Origin of the sequence: Aurantiacibacter aquimixticola (assembly GCF_003605475.1) — a bacterium.
GTDB classification, from domain to species: domain Bacteria; phylum Pseudomonadota; class Alphaproteobacteria; order Sphingomonadales; family Sphingomonadaceae; genus Alteraurantiacibacter; species Alteraurantiacibacter aquimixticola_B.
In genome coordinates, this window is record NZ_RAHX01000001.1 from 17,815 (window position 1) to 40,180 (window position 22,366).

Genomic DNA, 22,366 nt, shown 5'->3' on the forward strand with positions numbered 1-22,366 from the left:
CGTTGACCGCGAACTATTTCCCGAACTTCCGCTGCGTCTTGCCATACCGCATCTTGCGCGTCCCCGGTCTGCCTTCGTTGCTTCGGCCCACAATCGACGCTTTCTTTTCGGTATCTGGCAGACCGAGTTCGTCGTTTTCCAGCCGGCGGATTTCGTCGCGAAGCCGTCCGGCCTCCTCGAATTCCAGATCGGCGGCGGCGGTGCGCATCCGTTTTTCCAGGTCCTCGATATACGCGCGCAGATTATGGCCGACGAGATTGTTGCGCTCATCGTCTCCGGTGTCGACGGTGACGCCGTCCTGCGCGGCGGTGTGGGCGACGATGTCGGCGATTTCGCGCTTGATGGTGGTGGGGGTAATGCCGTTTTCTTCGTTGAACTGGCGCTGCTTCTCGCGGCGACGCTCTGTCTCCGCCATGGCGCGTTCCATGCTGCCGGTGATCCGGTCTGCATAGAGGATGACCTTGCCATCCACATTGCGCGCCGCGCGGCCGATCGTCTGGATGAGCGAGGTTTCGGAACGCAGGAAGCCTTCCTTGTCTGCGTCCAGGATGCAAACGAGGCCGCATTCGGGGATATCGAGCCCTTCGCGCAGCAGGTTAATGCCGATCAGCACGTCGTAGACGCCAAGCCGAAGGTCGCGGATCAGCTCGATACGCTCGAGCGTCTCAACGTCGGAATGCATGTAGCGCACGCGCACGCCCTGTTCGTGCATGAATTCGGTCAGGTCTTCCGCCATGCGCTTGGTAAGCGTCGTGACGAGCGTGCGGTAGCCTTTTTGCGCGGTGGCCTTGCATTCGGCAATGCAGTCCTGAACTTGGTCTTCCACGGGCTTGATCTCGACGGGCGGGTCGATCAGGCCGGTCGGGCGGATGACCTGTTCGGCGAAGACGCCGCCGGTCTGCTCCATCTCCCAGCTGCCCGGCGTAGCGGACACGGCGAAGGTCTGCGGACGCATCGCGTCCCATTCGTTGAAGCGCAGCGGCCGGTTGTCGATGCAGCTTGGCAGGCGGAAGCCGTATTCGGCCAGCGTGATCTTGCGGCGGTGATCGCCCTTTGCCATCGCGCCGATCTGCGGCACGGTCTGATGGCTTTCATCGACGAAGAGCAGTGCGTTTTCGGGCAGGTATTCGAACAGCGTCGGCGGCGGCTCGCCGGGGAGGCGGCCTGTCAGGAAGCGGCTGTAATTCTCGATGCCGTTGCAGCTGCCGGTGGCGGCGATCATTTCGAGGTCGAAATTCGTACGCTGCTCCAGTCGCTGCGCTTCCAGCAACCGGCCTTCCTCGTGCAGTTCCTTGAGCCGCTCCTGCAGCTCGAACTTGATGGCCTCGCTCGCCTGTTTCATCGTCGGGCCGGGCGTCACATAGTGGCTGTTGGCGTAGACGCGCACCTTGTCGAGCTTGGTGCCTTTCTTGCCGGTCAGCGGATCGAACTCGGCAATCTCCTCGATATCGTCGCCGAAGAAGCTGATGCGCCAGGCGGTGTCTTCGAGGTGGCTCGGGAAAAGCTCCAGATTGTCGCCCCGCACGCGGAAATTGCCGCGCGCGAAGGCGGCGTCGTTGCGCTTGTATTGCAGGGCGACGAGCTTGCGGATGAGTTCGCGCTGATCGACGCTTGTCCCTGCCTTGATGTCGAAGATCATGGCCGAATAGGTCTCGACCGAGCCGATACCGTAAAGACAGGAAACAGAGGCGACGATCAAAACGTCGTCGCGTTCGAGCAGGGCGCGTGTCGCGGAGTGGCGCATCCGGTCGATCGCTTCGTTTACCGAGCTTTCCTTCTCGATATAGGTGTCGGACCGGGGCACATACGCTTCGGGCTGGTAATAGTCGTAATAGCTGACGAAATACTCGACCGCGTTTTCGGGGAAGAAGCTTTTGAACTCGCCGTAAAGCTGTGCGGCGAGGATCTTGTTGGGCGCAAGAACGAGGGCAGGGCGCTGCAATTGTTCCACCACTTTGGCCATGGTGAAGGTCTTGCCGCTGCCGGTAACACCCAGCAGCACCTGCGTCTGTTCGCCATCCTTCGCGCTGTCGACAAGTTCCGCGATAGCGGTCGGCTGGTCGCCGGCGGGTTCGTAATCGGAGACGAGCTTGAATTTCTTGCCGGGCAGCGACTTTTCGGGCCGCGAGGGTTTGTGCGGCGTGAATTCGCCCGTCGTGTCGGGCTCTTCCAGCCCGCGCCTGATTACCAGTTCCGCCATAGCGTCAGCATATGGGCACGGATGAAGGCTTGCTCAAGCGCGCGCTTATCGCCAGCATGTCGGCCGAGTTTCATATCGGAGAATTTCCATGCGCTTTCCCACTATCCTCGCCGCGGCATCGCTGCTGACACTCACTTCCTGTGGTGACAGCGGCACGACCGTCGAGGATCCGAGCGATCCCGACCAGATCGCCGCCGCCGCCGAAAACATCGCGCGGCCGCAGCCCGGCGAATATCGCACCACCGGCGAGCTCGTCGAAGTCGATCTGCCGGGCGCGAGCGAGGAAGAAGCGCAGGCAATGCGCGCAATCATGGAAACCGGCGTCGCCCGCGAGCAGACCTTTTGTGTGACGGAAGAGGACGCGGAAGAGGGCTTCACGCAATTCGTTTCGGCCATGCAGGACATGCCCAAAACCTGCTCCTTCAGCGAATTTGCCATCAATGGCGAAAATCTGAACGCCACCATGGTCTGCGACGACGATGCAGGCAGCACCGGCAATGTCGCATTCGCCGGCACCGTGAGCGAGACAGGCTCCGACATGACCATGACGATGGACATGGAAAATGCCGCGGAAGGTCAGTCCATGCGTATTGTCATGCGCAACACGACCGAGCGCGTCGGCGACTGCGCCGCCTGATCGGCGTTCTTCTTTCTGGTGATGACTTTCGAGCCGCCGCGTCCTGCTCCACAATGGGACGTGGCGGCTTCGTGCTTTGTCGAGGGACATTGCGCGCGATAGTCACGGCGGTCAGATCTATCTTCGAGGACAGACCATGCGCCCCTTTCACGCCCTTCCGATGCTCGCTGCGATTGCACTGGTCGCCTGCAACAACGATGCCGAGACGGAGCTAAACGACGAGGCTCTGGCTGCAGGCGAGGTCGATGGCGTGCTCAACGACAACGGCGTGAAGCCGGGCGCGGGCGAGTATGCGACAAGCGTCGAACTGATAGATTTCGATGCGCCTGGACTAGACGAAGCGACAATCGCCGAAGCGCGCAATGCTTTTGCCGAAGGCGCAGGCGAACCGCATCTGTTCTGCGTCACCGAGGAAACCTCCCGTGAGGATTGGCTTTCCGACATGGTGGAGGCAGACTGCACCCTTTCGCGGCTCACCGCGGATGACAATTCCATCGAAGGGGCAATGCAGTGCAGCGCGCAAGACGGACTGAACGGGCGTATCGAGATCACTGGCACGAGCGGGGACGAGGGTTCGGACCTGCGCCTGACCGTGCCGGTGGAAACTGCAGCGGGCGAAGGCACGGTGCGCATGCGCGTCCAGACCAACCGCGTCGGCGATTGCGGCTGACCCGTGTCGCTCTGATTGCGGCCCCGGTCGCCCTGGCGCTCCCTGTCCTGCCCCTCGTGGCGCAGGATATCCAGGTAATCCCGGCGGACCCGCAAACGTCGCAAGCAGAGGAATTTCCCTGGCCCGACTTTCTTACGGTCGATCCTCTGCCCGGTCGTTATCGCGTAACGATGGTCATCGAGAATTTCGACTTTCCGGACATTCCGGGTGCGAAGCAGAACATGCTGGACGATCCGTCGGGCGAACCGGAAGTCGGCTTCCTTTGCGTGACGGATCCGGCGCATCGTGCAGATATGCTCGCAGAGATCAGCGGAGAGGATTGCACTTCGACGGAGCCGCAGATCGATGGCGAGAATTTCCGTTTCGCTGTCACCTGCCGCGATCCCGGTGGCGGTGTGAGCGAATTTCGCGGTTCAGGCAGTGCGCGAGAAACCGGGTTGGACATGCTTCTGCGTATGCGCATGAGCGATGGCGAGACTGGTAAGATGACGATGGACATGCAGATCACGGCAGAGCGCGAGGGCGACTGCGAGTAGTCCATCCTGTCGTATCGCTACCGCCATTGTTGGATGCATCACGGCTTTCCTATATTCGTCATGCCGTGCCGATAGTCGAAACCTCTCCGAAGCCGTTCCTCGAGCGCTCGCGCCGTAGTCTGATCGGCGTTTCGAACGCAGTACGCTATCGCCTAAGCCTCTTGCGAGGCACCAGCCCTGAAAACGCCCACGCGCCGCCGCTCAGATTATTCCTCGCAGAATTTGGAGCGGTGGGAGAACCGCTCCTCCGCCGGTTTCGCAAGCCTCTCCAAATCGATGCGGCATCCAAGCGCAAAGTCGTAATTCTGCTGCCCGGTTTCGCCACCGGTCCCGCGCGCATGCGCTATCTTGCCACGCAGCTTGAACGAGCGGGGCACACGGTCAAGCGCTGGGGGCTGGGCCATAACCTTGGGCCGGACGCGAATACGCTTGATCTGCTGGCGCAGCGCGTCTGTGAGGTAAGTGAACGTTTTGGCCAGCAGGTGGTGCTCATCGGCTGGAGCCTTGGCGGTGTCATGGCGCGCGAGGTCGCAAAGCTGCAACCGGATTGTGTGGCCAAGGTCGTCACCATGGGCTCGCCCTTCAGCCACACGCCATATTCCAACAATATCTGGCGCACCTACCAGTTGGTTGCAGGCCATTCTGTAGACGATCCTCCGATCCCTAGTGATACCCGGACTAAACCGCCGGTCGAAACAGTGGCGTTCTGGTCCCCGCGCGACGGGGTCATCTCTCGCCGCGCGGCTTGTGGAGAGCCGGGAGAGCGGGACCGCGTCGTGGCCTTGCGTTGCACGCATCTGACATTTCCCACTGCACCCGATTGCATCATGGCCCTTGTTTCGGAACTGGAAAGCTGACTAACCTTTAGTAACAGGACGGCGTGCCTTTCGCGCTGCGCCGACCGAAGGGATCAATGAGCGCTTCCGAGCAGCCCAAATTCGATGAAATGCACGCGCCCGATGGTTCGGTGCGCGAGGCTTATCGTGGCTATCAGGATTGGCTATCGGCCCAGGATAGCGGCTGGATGCGCCGCAAGAATTTCGAGGCGGAAAGCTTTTTCCGCCGCACCGGCATCACCTTCAATGTCTACGGAGAGGACGATGCAGAGGAGCGGCTGATCCCGTTCGACATGGTGCCGCGCATCATTACCGGGGGCGAGTGGCGTCGGCTGAGCCGCGGGATCGAGCAGCGGGTGCGGGCGCTTAACGCCTTCATGCACGATCTTTATCATCGGCAGGAAATCATCCGCTCCGGTCGCTTGCCCGAACGACTGTTCCGCCACAACGCTGCGTGGCTGCCGCAAATGGTCGGCTTCACCCCGCCCGGCGGCGTCTACACCCACATTACCGGTGTGGATCTGGTCCGCACCGGGCCAGACGATTTTCTGGTACTGGAAGACAATGCCCGCACGCCAAGCGGCGTGTCCTACATGCTGGAAAATCGCGAGACGATGATGGCGATGTTCCCCGAGCTGTTCAGCAAGGTGAATGTCCGCGAGGTCTCCGATTATCCGCGCCGCCTGGCCAAGAGCCTCGCCGCCTGCGCACCTCCGGGCACGGTCGGTAAACCGACCATCGCCGTGCTGACGCCAGGCATCTTCAATTCGGCCTATTACGAGCACGCCTTTCTGGCGGACCAGATGGGTGCAGAGCTCGTTGAGGGCAGCGATTTGCGCGTGACGGGCGGCAAGGTACAGATGCGCACCACGGTGGGTTTCAAGCCGGTCGATGTGCTCTATCGCCGCGTGGACGACGATTTCCTCGATCCGCTGACATTCAACCCCGACAGCGTGCTAGGCGTGCCCGGCATCATGGATGTCTATCGGGCGGGCGGCATCACAATCGCCAATGCGCCGGGCACCGGAGTGGCCGACGACAAGGCGATCTATTCCTTCATGCCCGAAATCGTCGAGTTCTATACGGGCGAGAAGCCGTTGCTGCCCAATGTCGATACCTGGCGCTGCGCCGATCCCGACAGTCTGAAATACGTGCTCGACAATCTGTCCGAGCTGGTGGTGAAGGAAGTGCACGGATCGGGTGGATACGGCATGTTGATCGGCCCCACTGCCAGCAAGAAGGAAATCGCGGCCTTCCGGGACAAGCTCAAGGACAATCCGGAGAATTACATCGCCCAGCCGACCTTGTCGCTTTCGACCTGTCCGATCTTCACCAAGCAGGGTCTCGCCCCGCGCCATGTGGACCTGCGGCCCTTCGTGCTTTGTTCGCCCGATGGGGTCGACATCACGCCGGGCGGCCTTACCCGCGTGGCGCTAAAGAAGGGTTCGCTGGTCGTGAATTCCAGCCAGGGCGGCGGCACCAAGGACAGTTGGGTGCTGGACGACTGATGCACGATTGCTTCCCATGTTAGGCCGCGTCGCCAACGGCATCTTCTGGATGTACCGCTATCTCGAGCGGGCTGAGAATACTGCGCGTTTGCTCGCGGCCGGCCAGCGTATGACGCTGACGCGCAGTGCCGAACAGGCGAGCCAGGAATGGATCTCCGTCCTTACCACGCTCGGGCTGAAGCAGGCTTACGAGGCGGGTCACGACGATTACACCGGCGCGAAAGTCTGCGATTTCGTGCTGCGATCGAAAGACAATCCCGAAAGCGTATTTTCGATGATGGAGGGCGCGCGCACCAATGCGCGAGCATGTCGCTCTGCGATCACGGCGGAGGTCTGGGAAGCCATCAACGAAGGGTGGATGACCTTGCGCGATCTGCTTTCGCGCCCGGTCCAGGATGGCAATCTCAACCTCGTGCTCGGCGCAATCCGGCGCGAGAGCACGCTGGCGCGGGGCGCGACCCACGGGTCGATGCTGCGTAACGAAACCTATAGCTTCGCGCGGCTCGGCACATTTCTGGAGCGTGCGGATAATACGGCGCGCATCCTCGACGTGAAATATTACCTCCTGCTCCCGTCGCTCAGCTATGTCGGAACCGCGCTCGACAGCGGGCAATGGGACAGCGTTCTGCGATCGCTCTCGGCTGAGCGCGCCTATCGCTGGCTCAATGCCGGCCAGATGGATGCCCGTTCCATTGCCGATTTCCTCATCCTCGATGCGCGATTCCCGCGCAGCCTGGTCTTTTGTTATGCCGCCATGCGCGAAAATCTCACTGAGCTTGCACAATTGCATGGCGGTGAAAGCAGCTCGCATGAGCATATGAGGGAGGCCGATCTGCGCCTTGCAGACAAGAGCGTGGAGGACATTTTCGAGCAGGGTCTTCACGAATTCCTGCTCGAATTCATCGCCGGAAACCAGGCGATCGCCGCCGCCGTCGCCGAAGATTATCGGTTCGTGTCCTGAGGAGGGACGACGACTTATGCGCCTCTCTATCCGCCATACGACACGCTATCTCTTTGCCGAACCGATCGCGCACGGCATCCAGCGCCTGCGTCTCACTCCGAAGGAAACGCAGGGCCAGAAGATCGTCGAATGGTCGATGGAGTATGAAGGCGCGCGTGAGGAGCTTGTCTTTGACGATCAGAATTTCAATCACGTGACGCTCGTCGCCGTCGACGAAGGTGCGCGCGAAGTCGTAGTGTCGTGCCAGGGCAAGGTGGATACCAAAGACAATGCCGGCGTTATTGGCCAGCATGCCGGGCATCTGCCGCTATGGGCATTTCTCGGGCAAACCAAGCTGACGAAGCCGGGGCCGCGCATTCGTGAGCTGATCGGCAAGGTGGAGCGTAGTCAGGGCGGAATGGTCGACACGCTGCACAACTTGTCCAATGTCATCCGCGACCACATCGAATATCGCACCGGCACGACGCACGTCGCCACCACCGCCGAAGAAGCCGCCGAGAGTGGGCAGGGCGTTTGCCAAGACCACGCGCATGTCTTCATTTCGGCAGCACGCAGCCTCGAAATTCCGGCGCGCTATGTCAGTGGCTATCTGATGATGAACGACCGGATCGAGCAGGAAGCGACCCATGCCTGGGCCGAGGCGCACGTGCAGGGGCTGGGCTGGGTCGGCTTCGACATTTCGAACGGAATCAGCCCCGACCCGCGCTATGTGCGGGTGGCGACGGGCCGCGACTATCGCGATGCAGCGCCGATTACCGGCATCAGTTTCGGCTCACAGACCGAGAATCTCATCGTCAATCTTGCAGTCGAACAGCAAGTGGTCGAACAACAGCAACAGTGAGCGCCAGGCGGCGCGGGAGACATTTTTCGCATGACCTATTGCGTTGGCATGGCGATCGACAAGGGTTTGGTCTTGATGAGCGATACCCGAACCAATTCGGGCGTCGACAACATCTCGGTATTCAAGAAAATGCACAGCTGGTCGACGCCGGGCGATCGCATCATCACCGTGATGACGGCAGGTAATCTCGCCACGACGCAGGCCGTGATCAGCCAATTGGAAGAGCGCACCAAAGCGCCAGAGGATCGGCAGAATTCGTTGATGGAACTGCCGACAATGTTCCAGGTGGCGGTCGAAACCGGGAAGCTGCTGCGTGAAACGATCACGCAGACGCAGCAGGACAACGGCACGCGGGGCAAGGGGCGCTTCACCGCCTCGATCATCCTCGCCGGGCAGATCAAGGGCATGCAGCCCCGCCTTTTTATGATTTACCCGGAAGGCAATTTTATCGAAGCGAGTTTCGACACGCCCTTCTTCCAGATCGGGGAGACTAAATACGGGCGCCCCATCATCCTGCGTGGCTACGACCGCACGATGAGTTTCGAGGACGCGGTCAAGCTGCTGATGGTCAGCTTCGATTCAACGCTGAAGGCCAATCTTTCGGTCGGCCTGCCGCTGGACTTGATGGTGATCGAGCGCGACGGTTTCGAAGCCACGCACGAAAAGCGTATCGAGCAGACCGATCCCTATTTTTCAGCGATTTCGGACAGTTGGAGCGAAGCGCTGCGTAACGCATTTCACTCCCTGCCCGACTACAGTTTTTATCAGGCCAGTAAAACTACGTAGTTTTTGCCGGGATTTTATCCACCCTGCGTCCGAACGACACGCATGGTCGATCAATTATGTCCAGTTTGGTTCTAGCAAGAGCGACGGCTTACGCCAGAATTGTTGTTTTTCCTCAGGCAATAGGTGGACTTCCGTAGTTATACGGAATGTAAAATACGCAGCTTCCCGTCACAATGATGTGCATGGAACAACGTATTACCATGCACATTGTCGGCGGAGACAGCCGCTCCCGCGCCGCGCAGTCGCGGCTCGTCCTGTCGATGGGGCATCACGCCGAAGTCTACTCCGATTTCGTGGAGCTGCTCGACAGGCCGCCGCGCGAAGGCGTGATCGTCGCCTCGGCAGATGTCGTCGAAGCGGGCATAGCGGATCTGCTCGAAAGATTGGCGGACCATGGGATCTGGGTGCCGCTGGTCGCCGCGCGCGAAAATCCGGGGTTGGAAGAAGTGGTCGAGGCGATTCAGGCCGGTGCGCTCGATTTCCTGACATTGCCGCTCACCGATGACGAAGTTCGCCGTATGGTGGCGCATTACCATTCGGACGCGGGCGCTCACGCCGAGGCTCGCCGCCGCCTGATCGATGCGCGGCGCCGTATTTCCGGCCTGTCCAAGCGAGAGCGCGAAGTGCTCGACTGGCTTTCGGAAGGGTGCTCGAACAAGGCAATCGCCCGCGAACTGGAGATCAGCCCCCGCACCGTGGAAATCCACCGCGCGAACATGATGGACAAGCTCGGCGCCTCGCACGCTGCGGAAGCGGTACGGATGCGCATCGAAGCGGGCATCGAAGAAAAAAAAAGAGCGTCGGGTGAAGCGGTAGAGACCCCCAGCGGGCCGCCATCGGTGATGATCGCGGATGTGCCGATGCCGCAGCGTTACGGCTGACGCCGGGCCGGCTCAGCGGCAGTACGAATTGCCGTCGATCACGCCTTCCAGATGCAGATGGTCGCTATGCGCCGAATTGTAGTCGGGGCCAAGAACCGTATCGAACCGACGGCAGGCGCTGCTCTGGACGAGGCGCAGGAATTCCCGCTCTTGCGCCGAGCCGTTCCAGCCATCCTGGACGGAAATGCGACGACCGTTGGCCAGCATGAAGCCGCCGATGTCGATTGCCTCTGCGCTCGCATGCGCGCTGCGCCGCGTTGTTCCCGCGACATTGCGGCAGGCATAGCTACCCATTGTTTCGATGCTCTGCAGCGGCGACCCGAAGACCTGCCTTGCAGCGCGGTCTACGCCATAGCGTGTCCACGCGGCAAAGGCGGCGCCAACCGGGCAGGTCACGGGGCCGATATTGCTAACGCCAAGCTGCCCGCGATCGCTACGCAACGCCTGCAACTGAACCGTGCCCAGCGTGCTGCATCCGGCATCCGTATAGGCATCCGGGACGACGTCGAACCGTGCTCCCTCCGAACCGAGCCTTGTCAGGCACTGCGCCATCGCTGGACTGCGAGGCGGCAGTGCTGCTCTCGCCACGCGCGGTGTCGTATCGGCGCGCGAAGACGACGCCACGCTAGTGTCCGCGGCCTCGCCCGATAAGGACGGCAGGACCGAGCAGCCGGCCAAGGCCAGGCAGATGACGGAGAGGCACAAGACACGCTTCATTGCGGTTTCCAAGGTTTTGTATGAGCCGTGTGATTACCGCATTCATGGTTAACACCCGACAAACGAGTGTCGACAGATAGTCTGCGTCGCTTCTCCGGCAATCTGCTTCCGAACGCGGAACCGGCTGACGGTTTCGCACGTAACCGCAATAGTGTTTGACTCCCCCACCAACGCGCCTAGTGCCGCCCGCGGGCCACGCGGTCCCAACGCCGCGCGTGCTCTCTGCAAGGAGAGAATACATGACTGACCAGCCTGCGCTCAAGCCTGAGCGTCCCTTCTTTTCGTCCGGTCCGACGGCAAAACCGCCGGGATGGGCCGCCGAGAAACTCGACACGAAGAGCCTGGGCCGCTCGCACCGTTCGAAATACGGGAAATCCCGCCTTAAATATGCGATCGACCTGAGCCGTGAGCTGCTCGGCGTACCCGACGATTATCTCGTCGGCATCATGCCCGCATCGGACACGGGCGCGCTCGAATGCGCAATGTGGACGATGCTGGGCGCGGGTCCGGCGACGGTCGCTGCATGGGAAAGCTTCGGCAATATCTGGATCCAAGATGCGGTCAAACAGCTCAAGCTGGCAGATCTGAATACGCTTACTGCCGATTACGGCGAGATTCCGGACCTTACGCAGATCCCGCAGGATCATGACGTGGTCTTCACCTGGAATGGCACGACGTCAGGCGCTAAGATCCCGAATACGGACTGGCTTGCGCCGGGCCGCAAGGGGCTGGCGATCAATGATGCGACCAGCGCCGTCTTCGCGATGGAGATGGACTGGGCCAAGCTCGACGCGACGACCTTCAGCTGGCAGAAGGTGATGGGCGGGGAAGCGCAGCATGGCATGCTGATCCTTAGCCCCAAGGCCGTCGAACGCATCGAAAGCTACGATCCGTCCTGGCCGCTCCCCAAGCTGTTCCGCCTGAAGAAAGGCGACAAGCTTAACACCGCGATTTTTGAAGGCGCGACGATCAACACGCCCAGCCTGCTGGCGACGGAGGACTACATCTTCGCGCTGGAATGGGCCAAGTCGATCGGCGGCCGGAGCGCGATGATCGAGCGTGCGAATGCGAACGCCAAGATCGTCACCGACTGGATCGAGGCAACGCCGTGGCTACGCAACATGGTTGCCGACCCGGCGCTGCGCACCAATACGGGCGTGTGCATGATCTTCCAGGGCGACTGGTATGAAACGTTGTCCGAAGAAGACAAGGCGGCGGTGCCGAAGAAGATTGCCGGAAAGCTGGAAGAGCTGGACGTCGGCTATGACTTCAACGGCTATCGCGACGCGCCACCGGGCCTTCGCATCTGGTGTGGCGGCTCGGTCGAGCAGGAGGACATCGAGCGCCTGCTGCCGTGGATCGAGTGGGCTTATGCCGAGCTGAAGGACGGGCGGCTTTAGGCCGCTCGCATTCCCTTTTTTTCTGTCACCCGGCGATAGCCGGGGTCCAGCCAGAGCTTGAATTTGCTGGATTCCGGGCCTCGCCGGAATGACGCTTGGAGATAAACGATGACCAAACCCAAAGTTCTCATCAGCGACAAGATGGACCCGAACGCTGCGCGCATCTTCGAGGAGCGCGGCTGCGATGTCGATATCATCACCGGTGAAACGCCCGAAGAGCTGAAGGCGCGCATCGGCGAATATGACGGTCTTGCCATTCGCAGCTCCACAAAAGTGACGCGCGACATTCTCGATGCGGCGACCAATCTCAAGGTGATCGGCCGCGCCGGGATCGGTGTCGACAATGTCGATATTGCCTACGCCTCTTCGAAAGGGGTGGTTGTGATGAATACGCCGTTCGGCAATTCGATCACCACTGCCGAACACGCGATCAGCCTGTTGCTCGCCGTGGCGCGGCAGATCCCGCAGGCCGATGCCCGCACGCAAAGGGGTGAATGGCCGAAGAAGGACTTCATGGGCGTTGAAGTGACCGGCAAGACGCTCGGCCTGATCGGCGCGGGCAATATCGGCGCGATTGTCGCCAGCCGGGCGCAGGGCCTTCGCATGAAGGTCATCGCCTATGACCCTTTCCTGACAGCCGATCGCGCGATGGAACTGGGTGTGGAGAAGGTCGATCTCGGCACCCTATTGAAGCGCGCGGACTTCATTACGCTGCACACGCCATTGACCGACGAAACCCGCAACATTCTAAGCCGCGAACGGCTGGAGGCGGCCAAGCCCGGCGTGCGCATCGTCAATTGCGCGCGTGGCGGCCTGATCGACGAGGCGGCGCTCAAGGATCTGCTCGATAGCGGGCAAATCGCCGGGGCAGCGCTCGACGTATTTGAGACCGAGCCGCCGGCCGACGACCATCCCTTATTCGGCACGCCGGGTTTCATCTGCACGCCGCATCTGGGCGCGTCCACCACCGAAGCGCAGGTCAATGTTGCGCTGCAGGTTGCGGAGCAAATGGCCGATTACCTGGTCAATGGCGGGGTCACCAACGCCCTCAACGTTCCCAGCCTAAGCGCAGAAGAAGCACCGCGCCTGAAGCCGTACATCACATTGGGTGAGAAGCTCGGCTCGCTCGTCGGCCAGCTCGAAGGTGCCGACGTCACTTCGCTGACGGTGGAGGTCGAAGGTGCGGCGGCAGAGCTCAATATCACCCCCATCGCTTCGGCCGTTCTGGCGGGACTGATGCGGACGTTCTCGGACACGATCAACATGGTCAATGCGCCGATCCTCGCAAAGGAGCGTGGCCTCGACGTGCGCGAAACGCGCCATGCGCGCGAGGGCGATTATCACACTCTGCTGCGCGTGATTGCGACGACGCCGGAACGCCGCCGCGAAGTTGCGGGCAGCCTGTTTGGAGATTCGCAGGCGCGGCTGGTCGAGATCGCCGGAACGCGGATTGAGACCGAGCTGGAAGGCGAGATGATCTATATCGTCAACGAAGATGCCCCCGGCTTCATCGGCCGCCTTGGCTCGACGCTCGGCGAAGCCGGCGTCAATATCGGCAACTTCCACCTCGGCCGCCGCTTGCCGGACAAGCATCGCGGCGGCGATGCCGTGCTGATGCTCACGCTTGACCAGCGGCCCACCAGGGAAGTGCAGGACGCAGTCTGCGCGCTCGATGGCGTAAAGAAAGTGCGCGCGCTTTCGTTCTGACGTGAGCGCGGCTAGGGGCGGCCACATGACCGATCCGACACAGGACCTGCTGCCCGAAGGGCTGGAAGATCGCTTGCCGCAAAGCGCGGCGGCGGCGGCGCGCATCCAGCGCGCCATGCTCGATACGCTCCACGCGTATGGCTATGACCGGGTGCGCCCTCCGCTGATCGAGTTCGAGCAGTCCATGGCCAGGCGCATGGAAGGTGTGCGCACGCGCGGCTGTTTCCGCTTTGTCGATCCCAAGAGCTTGCGGACGCTCGCATTGCGCGCGGATATGACCGTTCAGGTCGGACGGATCGCTGCGACTGGACTGGCGGATGCGCCGCGTCCTCTTCGGCTCTGCTATGCAGGACAGGTGGCGCGCATAGCTGGCGATATGCTCGATCCGCGGCGCGAATATCAGCAAATCGGCGCGGAGCTTATCGGAAGCGATACGGTTGCTGCGGCGAGTGAAATGGTCGAGCTGGCGATTGCTGCGCTCGAAGCCGCCGGCGCGCAGGGTATCTCTGTCGATTTCACGCTGCCCGACCTCGTCGATACGCTCGCCGATGGGCCTTTCCCGCTTGCGCCGCAGCAGCGCGTCGCCGTGCGACGAGAGCTCGACGCGAAGGATGCAGGCGCGCTGGTCGAAGCCGGGGGCGAGGCTTTCCTCCCCTTGATCCATGCTGCCGGAGAATTCGAGGAGGCTGCGGGCAAGCTCTCGTCAATCGACGGTGCAGGCGTGCTGAACACGCGGATTTCCGCCTTGCGCCAGATCGCCGAGCGAGTGGATTCGCGCGCGCGCCTGACACTCGATCCCAGCGAGCGTCACGGGTTCGAATATCAGAGCTGGTTCGGCTTCACACTCTACGCCGATGGGGTTCGCGGGGCGCTCGGTCGCGGCGGCACCTACTGTATCGGCGGTTCGGACGAGGCCGCCACCGGCTTCTCGCTCTATCCGGACGGGCTGGTCGAAGCCGTGAAGGCGGGCGAGGATATGGGGCGGCGGCTATTTCTGCCCGTCGATCACGATCCTGCCGCGCCGGCACGGATGCGTGCAGAAGGCTGGCGCACGGTTGCCGCACTATCCGCTGCGGACGACCCGGCAGCGCTCGGCTGTACACACACGCTAGAGAACGACGGGCCGCGCCCACTTTAATTCACTTCGTCCGGATGCTCACCCATGCGGCCGCTCGGATCATCTAGCGCGTCGATCGTGGCCACCTGATCGGGCGTCAGCGTCATATCCTTTGCACGCAGATTGTCCGCGATATGATTCGGCTTGGTGGAACGCGGAATGGGTGCGAGGCCGTGATGCATGTGCCAGGCAAGCACGACGGTCGAAACCGGAGCGCCGACTTCTTCGGCGACCGTTTTAAGCGCATCGCTTTCCATCACTTCACCTTGGCCGAGCGGCGACCAGCACTGCGTGACGATGCCCATTTCTTGATGGAAGGCCCTTAGCTCGCGCTGCTGGAATGTCGGGTGCAGTTCGATCTGGTTTATGGCCGGGGTCACACCGGTTTCGTCGACGATGAGTTGGAGGTCCTGCTCGCGGAAATTCGAAACGCCGATGCTCTTGGCCAATCCGTCCTCTCGCAGCTGGATAAGCGCCTTCCAAGTCTCGACGGTCTTGCCTTTCTCGGGGCAGGGCCAGTGGATCAGCAACATGTCGACATAGTCGCGCCCCAGCCGCCCGAGCGCCTCCCGCGCCGCTTCCTGTGCGCGCTCATATCCCTGATCGTCGTTCCAGACCTTGGTCTGGAGGAAGATATCGGCCCAGTCGCCGATGGCCTCGCCGACATTCCTCTCGTTCTTGTATATCTCGGCCGTGTCGATCAGCCAGTAGCCGGCATCCAAGGCGGCGGAGACGCTGTCCCGCGCCTCGTCGCCTTCGAGCTTCCACGTGCCGAAGCCGATCTGCGGGATCTGGCGATCGTCATTTAGGGTTAGAGTAGGATAATCGGCCATATTCGCTCCTGATACCGGCATGTTCGGCAATCAACGCGCGATGGCCGTTCCTGTATCCTCACGCTTTATGACGAAAGTCAGCGCAGGACGCGCGCCAGCCATTCATCGACGACAGGTGTTGCTGGATAGTCCGGCTCGCCCATCCGCCGATTGATCTCCATATGCCCGCGCATGCCGCGCCCGGGTATTGGCTCAACCCGAACCTGAGTGCCCGCATCGCCCAGCGCATCGGCCAGCGCCTCCGACTGCCGCTGCGCAACGCGTCGCTCTACATGCAGGATCAGGAAGTCGCTCACGTTCGGCTGTGCTGCGTGAGCTACTGGAGAGAGTGCCCTGTGGCGGCCCGGATTGTTGCCGAAAACGTTTCTGTAAAGCGCCAAGCGCCGCGGGCCTGCGCCTTCGAGAGCGAGGGCGATGTCGTATACCGCACCGTCCAAGGCGAGCACGCCGCGAACGGCATCATGCGCCAGGCCCTGATTGCGAAAATAGACCGGATCCGTGCCGACGAGCGCCGCCAGATGCGCGCCAGCGCTGTGCCCGGCGAGCACGATCCGGCTGTCATCGATTCCAAACTCGCCGTTTCGTTGGATGAGCATGGCTACCGCTTCGGCAACATCACCGGCTTGTCTCTCGACAATTACGTCCGGCACGAGGCGATAATTGATTGAAGCGACGGCGTAGCCCTGCGCGTGCCAGTGCGCGATGGTATGATCCTCCAATCCCGTGCGCATGTCGCCGCGCGACCATCCGCCGCCGTGCACGAAGGCGATGAGCGGTGCATCGCGATGCTGGGTGTTTGGCCAGAAAAGCATTTCCTGCAGAGGCTCTTCGCCATACCGCAAGAGCTGCGGCGAGGGCAGCTCTTCGCGGCTCGACACAGCGCTGGGAAAAGCAAGGGCGAGAGCGCAAAGGCTCAGCAATCCGGCGATCAGTCTGTTCATGCGAAAGGGATAGCGCGAGCCTGCCACCGCACGCCAGTCGCATTGCGTGGCAAATTGTCGCAGCGCCGGGACGGCTAGCTTTGCATAAAGCCGAGATCCGGCGCGGCGAACCGACCGATATTTGGCGAGATGCCGGGCATTTCGCTGGCCGACACGCCGAACCATTTGGCGAGCGTGGCAGAATACTCGTCCACCGATGTGGTGGGCAGCAAGCGCCCCCGGCCGACCTGATCGTTGCCTTCGACCGAGATTTCCGGCGCGCGACCGTAAAACCGGCCGCCATTGACGGCACCGCCGAGGATCATGTGGTGGCTGCCCCAGCCATGGTCCGATCCGTCACCGTTGGAAGCGAGCGTGCGACCGAAATCCGATGCGGTGAAGGTCGTCACCTGGTCGGCGACGCCGAGCTCCACCGTCGCGCGATAGAATGCGTCCATGGCATGGTCGAGCGCGCCGAGAAGAGCTTCATGCGATCCGATCAGGCCGTCATGATGATCGAAGCCGCCCATGCCGACCATGAAGACCTGGCGATTGACGCCAAGCGCGCCCCTTGCGCCGATCAATCGGGCGACCGCTTTCAGCTGGCCCGCAAGGCTGTTGCCCTCGTCGAAATCGGTCGAGAGGCTCACACCGCCAATCGCGTCATTCACGAAATCGCCATACGATATCGAGCGAGCGACCGTCTGTGCGTGATCCTGCTGAAAGACATGCCCGTGATGTGTCGTCATCAGCGAATTGATCGCCGCGCTCGTTGCGCTCGATCCGTAGACGCGCCGCCCAAGCCCGTTGATCGTCACCGCGCCACTGCTCGAAACCTGATAGGGCAGGGCCGTCTCACCTGACAGAAAAACCGCGTTGCCGCTGGCATTAATGGCAGTGAACATCGTGTTGCGATTGCTCGACAAGGCGAGGTCGCCCATGCGCCCGCCCCATCCGGTGACGGAGCCTTCTGGCGCGCTGCTCTGCCACGTCGACTGTTGATCGTTGTGTGAGAACAGCTTCGCCGGACGTGGATAGGACGAGTTGTTGTCGCTCTCATACTGCGCTTTCGTCAGCGGGACGATCAGCGGCCCGACATTCAGAAGGGGTGCCATCCGGCCCTCTGTGAAGCGCGCCGCGAGGCGCGGCATGGTTGGCGCGAGGGCGAGGCGCATATTGTCGGTTAGCGTCTGGCTGTCGGGCTGGCGCAGTACGGTGCTCGACAAGCTCGATTGCGACAGGCCGATGCCGCCGTCGCTCGCCCGGCCGCGGATGGCAGCGTATCGGGCATAATTGGCATCGTCGAAGGGAATGAGCAGGTTTGCGTGATCGTTGCCGCCGTAAAGAAAGACGCAGACCAGCGCCTTGTATCCGCCCGCCGAACTAAATGCCGCCGCTTCGCTCAGCCCGGCAAGGCCAAGCGCGTAGGATGAAGCAGCGCCCGCCACCGCGAGCTGGCTGGAGCGGCGCAGGAAAGCGCGGCGCGAAATTTCGATGCTTTTGCCGATATGCATTGCGCCGCTCCTACCGCTGAACCGAATAGTCGTTGGAAATCATCGTCAGCAGCACGCCTGTGTGGATGCGCTGCAGCTTCACCTCGTCGCTATCGCTTTGAGAAACCGTGATGGCTTCCATCGCTTCGAGGATCGTCGTGCGGGTGGCCTCCGCCATCTGCTTTCCTGTCAGCAGGAGATCGAGCCGGTCGAGCAGGGCCGGTGCATCGTGCGCTATTGCGATCTCGTCCTGATAGCGCGCCTTGACATCGCGCGCCCAATATCCGCGACCCTCGACCATCCGCTCCATGAAATTGACGAAGCCTGCCACGCTGGTTTCATTCACCAGCTGCATTTCCGGGGCGACCAGCCCTGCATCGGCGCTTTCGGAATTGAGCGGGACATAGCCGGGGCGGAAGAAATTGAAGACGGAAGGCGAACGCAGCGGCGCCTGGCCCAGGCGGGTTGCGGGGTCCGACAGGTTGCCGATCTCCCAATTGCTACTGTCGGAGCGCGCGCCGAAGGTCCGGCCCCACTGCGCCATTTTCAGCATGGGTTCGCGCAGCTTGCCGAAGGTCTGGCTGGAAAGACCGCCCGGCGACATGGCCTCGTCATCGAGCAGGATTGCCTTGAATACCGCGCGAAGATCGCCGCGAGTGCCGCCGCCATTGTTGTCGAAGACATCCGCCACCCGGCGAACGTATCCGCTGCTGGGATTGCTGGTGACGAGGCGCTGGATCATCTGGCGCGCGAAGAACGGGCCGACATTGGGGTGGTTGAACAGCGCATCCAGTGCCATCCGCAGCGTTTGCCGAGCATTCGTGCCCGCCGGAATGACGGTGCCGAGAAAGCGTTTTTCCTCATCCGAATGAAAATCGCGTCCGCTCAGCCATGTCTGCCGCCAGCGCGTCGTGTCCGCAGTCATCGGTTTGTAGGCGTAAGCGGCATCTTCGACCCGGCGCGTTCCGCCGATCTCGGTGGTGTAATTGATGCCGTCGAAATCGAAATCATAGCCGGTGAAGGCCTTCGCGATGCCGGTCACATCGTCATTGTCGTAGGTTTCGACAGGCTGCCCGTCCGACCCTGTCTTGGGCGTGCCGTCGCGATTGAGTTCGTAGAGACCGATCGAAAACAGCTGCATGATCTCGCGGCCGAAATTCTCGTCCGGCACGCGTCCGCTAGCGGGGTCGGCCTTCCTATTGCCCCGCGTATTCAGGAAGACGCCCATGGCCGGATTCAGTGTGATGTCTTCCATGAGGCCGCGGAAATTGCCGAAGGCATGCGCATTCAGCGTATCCCAATATGCCGCAATGGCAGAGCTTCGCCACGACATGTCGATCGTGTTGAGCGAGACGACGAAGAATTCCGATAGCGCTATCGCAGCGCGTTTGCGCACGCTGTTTCCGCCGCGCATCAGCTGCGCCCAGATCATCGAGTCGCCCGGGCCGGACTGGTTGTACCACTGATTGGTGTCGACCTTCTCGAAACCGCGCGATTGCAGGAATTGCGCGCCGCTCTGATCGTTCGGCGCATCCATCCGCGCATCGAGCCAAGGCTCGTAACCGCGGTCTTTCACATTGACGATATCCTGCGTGGACACCGACAGTGCCGCGTGGAGGACAAAGCGCGCGGCCTCCGCATCGGTCTGCGGTTTGACCACCACGGGATCGGGCGTGCCGCCGCTGCTGCCACCTCCGCCACCACTTCCATCACCGGGCGTGGGCGAGCCACCGGAGTCGCCGCCACCACATGCTGCAACAGCGCCTGCGAGTGCGGCGACCGCTGCGGTCTTTGCGGGCGAGAGCCCCGTTGCGGCTTCTTCGATGTCTCCATCGGGCGCAAGCGCGTCCTGCGCGCAGGGCTTTTCGTCCAGCATCATGACCCCTCGGTCTCCCATCGATCCGCAGCCCCTTGTCCGGGCATTTGGTAAACCTGTCCTATCGAAACAGGGTTAAGCATTCTTCACGTCTGGGAGTGAGGTCCGGCGATCCCTGCCATTCCTGTGTGCGACCCATCCGATTGCTATGCTAACCCATTGCTCCCCATCGCACGAGCGCCTACGGCGCGGCTGGTCTTGGAACAGGCAGGGTTCACCGCATGGCAAACGTCACCGTAATCGGCGCTCAGTGGGGCGATGAAGGCAAGGGCAAGATTGTCGACTGGCTCGCGACACGCGCCGATGCGGTGGTGCGTTTTCAGGGCGGACACAATGCCGGCCATACGCTGGTAGTGAGGGACCAGACCTACAAGCTCAGCCTGCTGCCAAGCGGCATCGTCACGGGCACGCTTTCGCTGATCGGCAATGGTGTGGTTCTCGATCCTTGGGCGCTGCGCGACGAGATGGCGCGGCTAGAAGGGCAGGGCGTTTCGATCACGGCGGACAATTTCGGTATCGCGGACAACTGTCCGCTGATCCTGCCGCTCCACCGTGACCTCGACGGATTGCGAGAGGCCGCGGCGGGCAAGGGCAAGATCGGCACGACCGGGCGCGGAATAGGCCCGGCTTACGAAGACAAGGTAGGGCGCCGCGCCATTCGCGTCTGCGACCTCGCGCATCTCGACGCCATCGAACCGCAGCTCGATCGCCTGTGTGCCCATCACGACGCGCTGCGGGCAGGTTTCGGACAGGAAAAGGTCGATCGCGCCGCGCTGCTGGACGAGCTGCGCGAGATCGCGCCCTTCGTCGGGCAATTCGCGCAGCCGGTCTGGAAGCGCCTGAACGAGGTGCGCAAGTCCGGCGCAAAGATCCTGTTCGAAGGCGCGCAGGGCGTCCTGCTCGACGTCGATCACGGCACTTATCCCTTCGTCACCAGCTCCAACACGGTCAGCGGCACGGTCGCCTCAGGCAGTGGCCTCGGCCCAAACGCGGCAGGCTTCGTGCTCGGTATCGTCAAGGCCTACACCACGCGCGTTGGCAGCGGCCCCTTCCCGACGGAACTGGAGGACGAAACCGGTCAGCGCCTGGGTGAACGCGGCCATGAATTCGGCACGGTCACCGCGCGCAAGCGTCGTTGCGGCTGGTTCGACGCCGTGCTGGTGCGCCAGACCTGTGCACTCTCCGGCGTCACCGGCATCGCGCTCACCAAGATCGACGTGCTCGACGGGTTCGAGACAATCCGCATCTGCACAGGCTATCGGCTTGGCGACGAGGTGCTCGACTACCTGCCCGCCCATGCCGCCGACCAGGTGCGCGTCGAGCCGATCTACGAGGAGATCGAGGGCTGGGAAGGCACAACGGTCGGCGCACGCAGCTGGGCGGACCTGCCGGCGCAGGCGATCAAGTATATCCGCCGGATCGAGGAACTGATCGAATGCCCGGTGGCGAGCGTCTCGACCAGCCCGGAACGTGACGATACGATCCTTGTGCGCGATCCTTTCGCCGACTGATCACTTTCGCTCTTCGCTCAGCAGCGCGACCTGCACCTGCAGGCGCTTCACCTCGCGCAGTATGCTCAGCATGTTCATGCGCTGGAACAGCCAGTTCTTGGTGAAACCCTGGATCACCAGCACGGCAAGCGCCGCGATAGCCCACATCAGGTGCTCCCACGGCTCGTGCGATGTGAACACCATGTAGAAACAGAAGATCAGCAGCAGTCCGAACACGACGCTCATCGCGAAGACGAGCTTGGTCCACCCGCCCATCGGCCCGGCCATGCTGTCTCCGATCTGGCGGAACATGCCGCGGTCGGATTCCAGTTCATTGAGAAATGCCTTGTCGTCGGCGTCGAGAATGTCGCGGATGCCATTGTCGGTGTCAGTCATGGAGTGTCTCCTGAAAGAGCCGTTTTCAATTTGCGGCGGGCATGAAAGAGGCGCGACTTGGCTGTGCCTTCGGGGATGTTCTGCACCTCGGCGATTTCAGCGAGGGTCAGGCCTTCGCGAAAGAAGAGGTGTGCGGCGAGGCGCTGGTCTGGCGGCAGTGCGGCGAAGGCTTCGCGAAGCGCCAGCGCCTCGCCTTGGCGAGCTGGATCGGCGGCTTCGATGTCGTCCTCGCCATCGAACACGCTGCGCCCGCGCTGCGCGCTGCGGATTGCATCGACACAGCGTCGGCGCAGGATACCGAAGTCGAACGGCGCGAAGCGTGACGGATCGCGCAGACGTGCGATGCGGGGCAGGATCGAAAGCCATGCTTCCTGCACGGCCCCGGCAGCAAGGTCCGTATCGCCAAGTATTCGGCGTGCCGTGCGCAACATGCGCGTCTGGAAACGCTGGGCTAGTCGCTGGGCGGCTCGTCGATCGCCCGCCATTGTAGCGGTGACAAGATATTCCTCGAAGAGCTGCGCGCTGTGAGGTGGTTTTCCCGCCATACCCCGTAAGTCGCGC

Annotated in this window: 21 protein-coding genes; 13 read left to right on the top strand and 8 right to left on the bottom strand. The window is 62.0% G+C overall.

Translation table 11 applies throughout. The features are described from left to right. Positions 1-13 precede the first annotated feature (13 nt). Positions 14-2,200 (bottom strand): excinuclease ABC subunit UvrB, encoded by a 2,187-nt coding sequence (uvrB, locus tag D6201_RS00085; protein WP_120046856.1) that lies wholly within the window; start codon positions 2,198-2,200, stop codon positions 14-16. Positions 2,201-2,288: 88 nt separating this feature from the next. On the opposite strand from uvrB, the gene D6201_RS00090 reads away from it, so the two are divergent. The 9 genes from D6201_RS00090 (at position 2,289) to D6201_RS00130 (ending at position 9,856) form a co-directional block, all read left to right on the top strand. Then, a complete protein-coding gene (locus D6201_RS00090) occupies positions 2,289-2,837 on the top strand; it encodes a DUF3617 domain-containing protein (RefSeq protein ID WP_120046857.1) in 549 nt (182 codons plus the stop codon). Positions 2,838-2,973: 136 nt separating this feature from the next. Next, positions 2,974-3,507 carry a DUF3617 domain-containing protein gene (locus D6201_RS00095; protein WP_120046858.1) on the top strand — a complete coding sequence of 178 codons (534 nt, stop codon included), beginning with the start codon at positions 2,974-2,976 and terminating at the stop codon, positions 3,505-3,507. Continuing rightward, positions 3,498-4,043, top strand: a complete 546-nt coding sequence (locus D6201_RS00100) for a DUF3617 domain-containing protein (RefSeq protein WP_120046859.1) — start codon at positions 3,498-3,500, stop codon at positions 4,041-4,043. Before D6201_RS00095 ends, D6201_RS00100 begins: the two co-directional genes overlap by 10 nt. A 230-nt stretch (positions 4,044-4,273) precedes the next feature. After that, the gene (locus tag D6201_RS00105; protein ID WP_277949469.1) at positions 4,274-4,900 is read left to right on the top strand and encodes an esterase/lipase family protein; all 627 of its coding nucleotides are present in this window, start codon (positions 4,274-4,276) and stop codon (positions 4,898-4,900) included. Positions 4,901-4,956: 56 nt separating this feature from the next. Beyond that, on the top strand, positions 4,957-6,387 hold the full coding sequence (locus tag D6201_RS00110) for a circularly permuted type 2 ATP-grasp protein (RefSeq protein WP_120046860.1): 1,431 nt from the start codon (positions 4,957-4,959) through the stop codon (positions 6,385-6,387). A 16-nt stretch (positions 6,388-6,403) separates the two neighbouring features. Next, positions 6,404-7,348 (top strand): alpha-E domain-containing protein, encoded by a 945-nt coding sequence (locus tag D6201_RS00115; RefSeq protein ID WP_120046861.1) that lies wholly within the window; start codon positions 6,404-6,406, stop codon positions 7,346-7,348. A 16-nt stretch (positions 7,349-7,364) separates the two neighbouring features. Continuing rightward, on the top strand, positions 7,365-8,189 hold the full coding sequence (locus D6201_RS00120) for a transglutaminase family protein (protein WP_120046862.1): 825 nt from the start codon (positions 7,365-7,367) through the stop codon (positions 8,187-8,189). 30 nt (positions 8,190-8,219) lie between these two features. After that, on the top strand, positions 8,220-8,975 hold the full coding sequence (locus D6201_RS00125) for a proteasome-type protease (protein WP_120046863.1): 756 nt from the start codon (positions 8,220-8,222) through the stop codon (positions 8,973-8,975). Positions 8,976-9,157: 182 nt separating this feature from the next. Further along, positions 9,158-9,856: a response regulator transcription factor gene (locus D6201_RS00130; protein WP_120046864.1), complete on the top strand. Its 699-nt coding sequence runs from the start codon at positions 9,158-9,160 to the stop codon at positions 9,854-9,856. A gap of 12 nt (positions 9,857-9,868) precedes the next feature. On the opposite strand, the gene D6201_RS00135 is transcribed toward D6201_RS00130, so the two are convergent. Next, positions 9,869-10,573: an extensin-like domain-containing protein gene (locus tag D6201_RS00135; protein WP_120049092.1), complete on the bottom strand. Its 705-nt coding sequence runs from the start codon at positions 10,571-10,573 to the stop codon at positions 9,869-9,871. 239 nt (positions 10,574-10,812) lie between these two features. Between D6201_RS00135 and D6201_RS00140 the strand changes: the two genes are divergently transcribed. From D6201_RS00140 to D6201_RS00150, 3 genes are all read left to right on the top strand, one after another. Next, positions 10,813-11,973: a phosphoserine transaminase gene (locus tag D6201_RS00140; RefSeq protein WP_120046865.1), complete on the top strand. Its 1,161-nt coding sequence runs from the start codon at positions 10,813-10,815 to the stop codon at positions 11,971-11,973. Positions 11,974-12,081: 108 nt separating this feature from the next. Further along, complete coding sequence (gene serA, locus D6201_RS00145) at positions 12,082-13,680, top strand: phosphoglycerate dehydrogenase (protein ID WP_120046866.1); 1,599 nt, start codon at positions 12,082-12,084, stop codon at positions 13,678-13,680. A gap of 25 nt (positions 13,681-13,705) precedes the next feature. Beyond that, a complete protein-coding gene (locus D6201_RS00150; RefSeq protein ID WP_120046867.1) occupies positions 13,706-14,818 on the top strand; it encodes an ATP phosphoribosyltransferase regulatory subunit in 1,113 nt (370 codons plus the stop codon). Here the strand turns inward: D6201_RS00150 and D6201_RS00155 are convergent. The 4 genes from D6201_RS00155 to D6201_RS00170 all read right to left on the bottom strand — a co-directional run bounded on the left by D6201_RS00155 (position 14,815) and on the right by D6201_RS00170 (position 19,940). Then, positions 14,815-15,630 carry an aldo/keto reductase gene (locus D6201_RS00155; protein ID WP_120046868.1) on the bottom strand — a complete coding sequence of 272 codons (816 nt, stop codon included), beginning with the start codon at positions 15,628-15,630 and terminating at the stop codon, positions 14,815-14,817. The two genes, D6201_RS00150 and D6201_RS00155, sit on opposite strands and share 4 nt — an antisense overlap. A gap of 77 nt (positions 15,631-15,707) precedes the next feature. Continuing rightward, a complete protein-coding gene (locus D6201_RS00160) occupies positions 15,708-16,571 on the bottom strand; it encodes an alpha/beta hydrolase (RefSeq protein WP_120049093.1) in 864 nt (287 codons plus the stop codon). A 74-nt stretch (positions 16,572-16,645) separates the two neighbouring features. Further along, positions 16,646-18,064 carry a DUF1501 domain-containing protein gene (locus tag D6201_RS00165; RefSeq protein ID WP_120046869.1) on the bottom strand — a complete coding sequence of 473 codons (1,419 nt, stop codon included), beginning with the start codon at positions 18,062-18,064 and terminating at the stop codon, positions 16,646-16,648. A gap of 10 nt (positions 18,065-18,074) precedes the next feature. Next, positions 18,075-19,940, bottom strand: a complete 1,866-nt coding sequence (locus tag D6201_RS00170; RefSeq protein ID WP_120046870.1) for a DUF1800 domain-containing protein — start codon at positions 19,938-19,940, stop codon at positions 18,075-18,077. Between the two features lie 200 nt (positions 19,941-20,140). Here D6201_RS00170 and D6201_RS00175 point away from each other — a divergent pair, with 200 nt between their 5' ends. Further along, positions 20,141-21,430, top strand: a complete 1,290-nt coding sequence (locus D6201_RS00175) for an adenylosuccinate synthase (RefSeq protein ID WP_120046871.1) — start codon at positions 20,141-20,143, stop codon at positions 21,428-21,430. Here the strand turns inward: D6201_RS00175 and D6201_RS00180 are convergent, their stop codons facing one another. Together D6201_RS00180 and D6201_RS00185 are read right to left on the bottom strand one after the other, a co-directional pair. After that, complete coding sequence (locus tag D6201_RS00180) at positions 21,431-21,805, bottom strand: DUF6768 family protein (RefSeq protein ID WP_120046872.1); 375 nt, start codon at positions 21,803-21,805, stop codon at positions 21,431-21,433. After that, a complete protein-coding gene (locus D6201_RS00185; RefSeq protein WP_120046873.1) occupies positions 21,802-22,350 on the bottom strand; it encodes an RNA polymerase sigma factor in 549 nt (182 codons plus the stop codon). Before D6201_RS00185 ends, D6201_RS00180 begins: the two co-directional genes overlap by 4 nt. Between the last annotated feature and the right edge of the window lie 16 nt (positions 22,351-22,366).

Bases quoted from the DNA above. Each gene is read 5' to 3' on its own strand.
- uvrB (WP_120046856.1), bottom strand. From the start codon at position 2,200: ATGGCGGAACTGGTAATCAGGCGCGGGCTGGAAGAGCCCGACACGACG.
- D6201_RS00090 (WP_120046857.1), top strand. From the start codon at position 2,289: ATGCGCTTTCCCACTATCCTCGCCGCGGCATCGCTGCTGACACTCACT.
- D6201_RS00095 (WP_120046858.1), top strand. From the start codon at position 2,974: ATGCGCCCCTTTCACGCCCTTCCGATGCTCGCTGCGATTGCACTGGTC.
- D6201_RS00110 (WP_120046860.1), top strand. From the start codon at position 4,957: ATGAGCGCTTCCGAGCAGCCCAAATTCGATGAAATGCACGCGCCCGAT.
- D6201_RS00115 (WP_120046861.1), top strand. From the start codon at position 6,404: ATGTTAGGCCGCGTCGCCAACGGCATCTTCTGGATGTACCGCTATCTC.
- D6201_RS00120 (WP_120046862.1), top strand. From the start codon at position 7,365: ATGCGCCTCTCTATCCGCCATACGACACGCTATCTCTTTGCCGAACCG.
- D6201_RS00125 (WP_120046863.1), top strand. From the start codon at position 8,220: ATGACCTATTGCGTTGGCATGGCGATCGACAAGGGTTTGGTCTTGATG.
- D6201_RS00130 (WP_120046864.1), top strand. From the start codon at position 9,158: ATGGAACAACGTATTACCATGCACATTGTCGGCGGAGACAGCCGCTCC.
- D6201_RS00135 (WP_120049092.1), bottom strand. From the start codon at position 10,573: ATGAAGCGTGTCTTGTGCCTCTCCGTCATCTGCCTGGCCTTGGCCGGC.
- D6201_RS00140 (WP_120046865.1), top strand. From the start codon at position 10,813: ATGACTGACCAGCCTGCGCTCAAGCCTGAGCGTCCCTTCTTTTCGTCC.
- serA (WP_120046866.1), top strand. From the start codon at position 12,082: ATGACCAAACCCAAAGTTCTCATCAGCGACAAGATGGACCCGAACGCT.
- D6201_RS00150 (WP_120046867.1), top strand. From the start codon at position 13,706: ATGACCGATCCGACACAGGACCTGCTGCCCGAAGGGCTGGAAGATCGC.
- D6201_RS00155 (WP_120046868.1), bottom strand. From the start codon at position 15,630: ATGGCCGATTATCCTACTCTAACCCTAAATGACGATCGCCAGATCCCG.
- D6201_RS00160 (WP_120049093.1), bottom strand. From the start codon at position 16,571: ATGAACAGACTGATCGCCGGATTGCTGAGCCTTTGCGCTCTCGCCCTT.
- D6201_RS00165 (WP_120046869.1), bottom strand. From the start codon at position 18,064: ATGCATATCGGCAAAAGCATCGAAATTTCGCGCCGCGCTTTCCTGCGC.
- D6201_RS00170 (WP_120046870.1), bottom strand. From the start codon at position 19,940: ATGGGAGACCGAGGGGTCATGATGCTGGACGAAAAGCCCTGCGCGCAG.
- D6201_RS00175 (WP_120046871.1), top strand. From the start codon at position 20,141: ATGGCAAACGTCACCGTAATCGGCGCTCAGTGGGGCGATGAAGGCAAG.
- D6201_RS00180 (WP_120046872.1), bottom strand. From the start codon at position 21,805: ATGACTGACACCGACAATGGCATCCGCGACATTCTCGACGCCGACGAC.
- D6201_RS00185 (WP_120046873.1), bottom strand. From the start codon at position 22,350: ATGGCGGGAAAACCACCTCACAGCGCGCAGCTCTTCGAGGAATATCTT.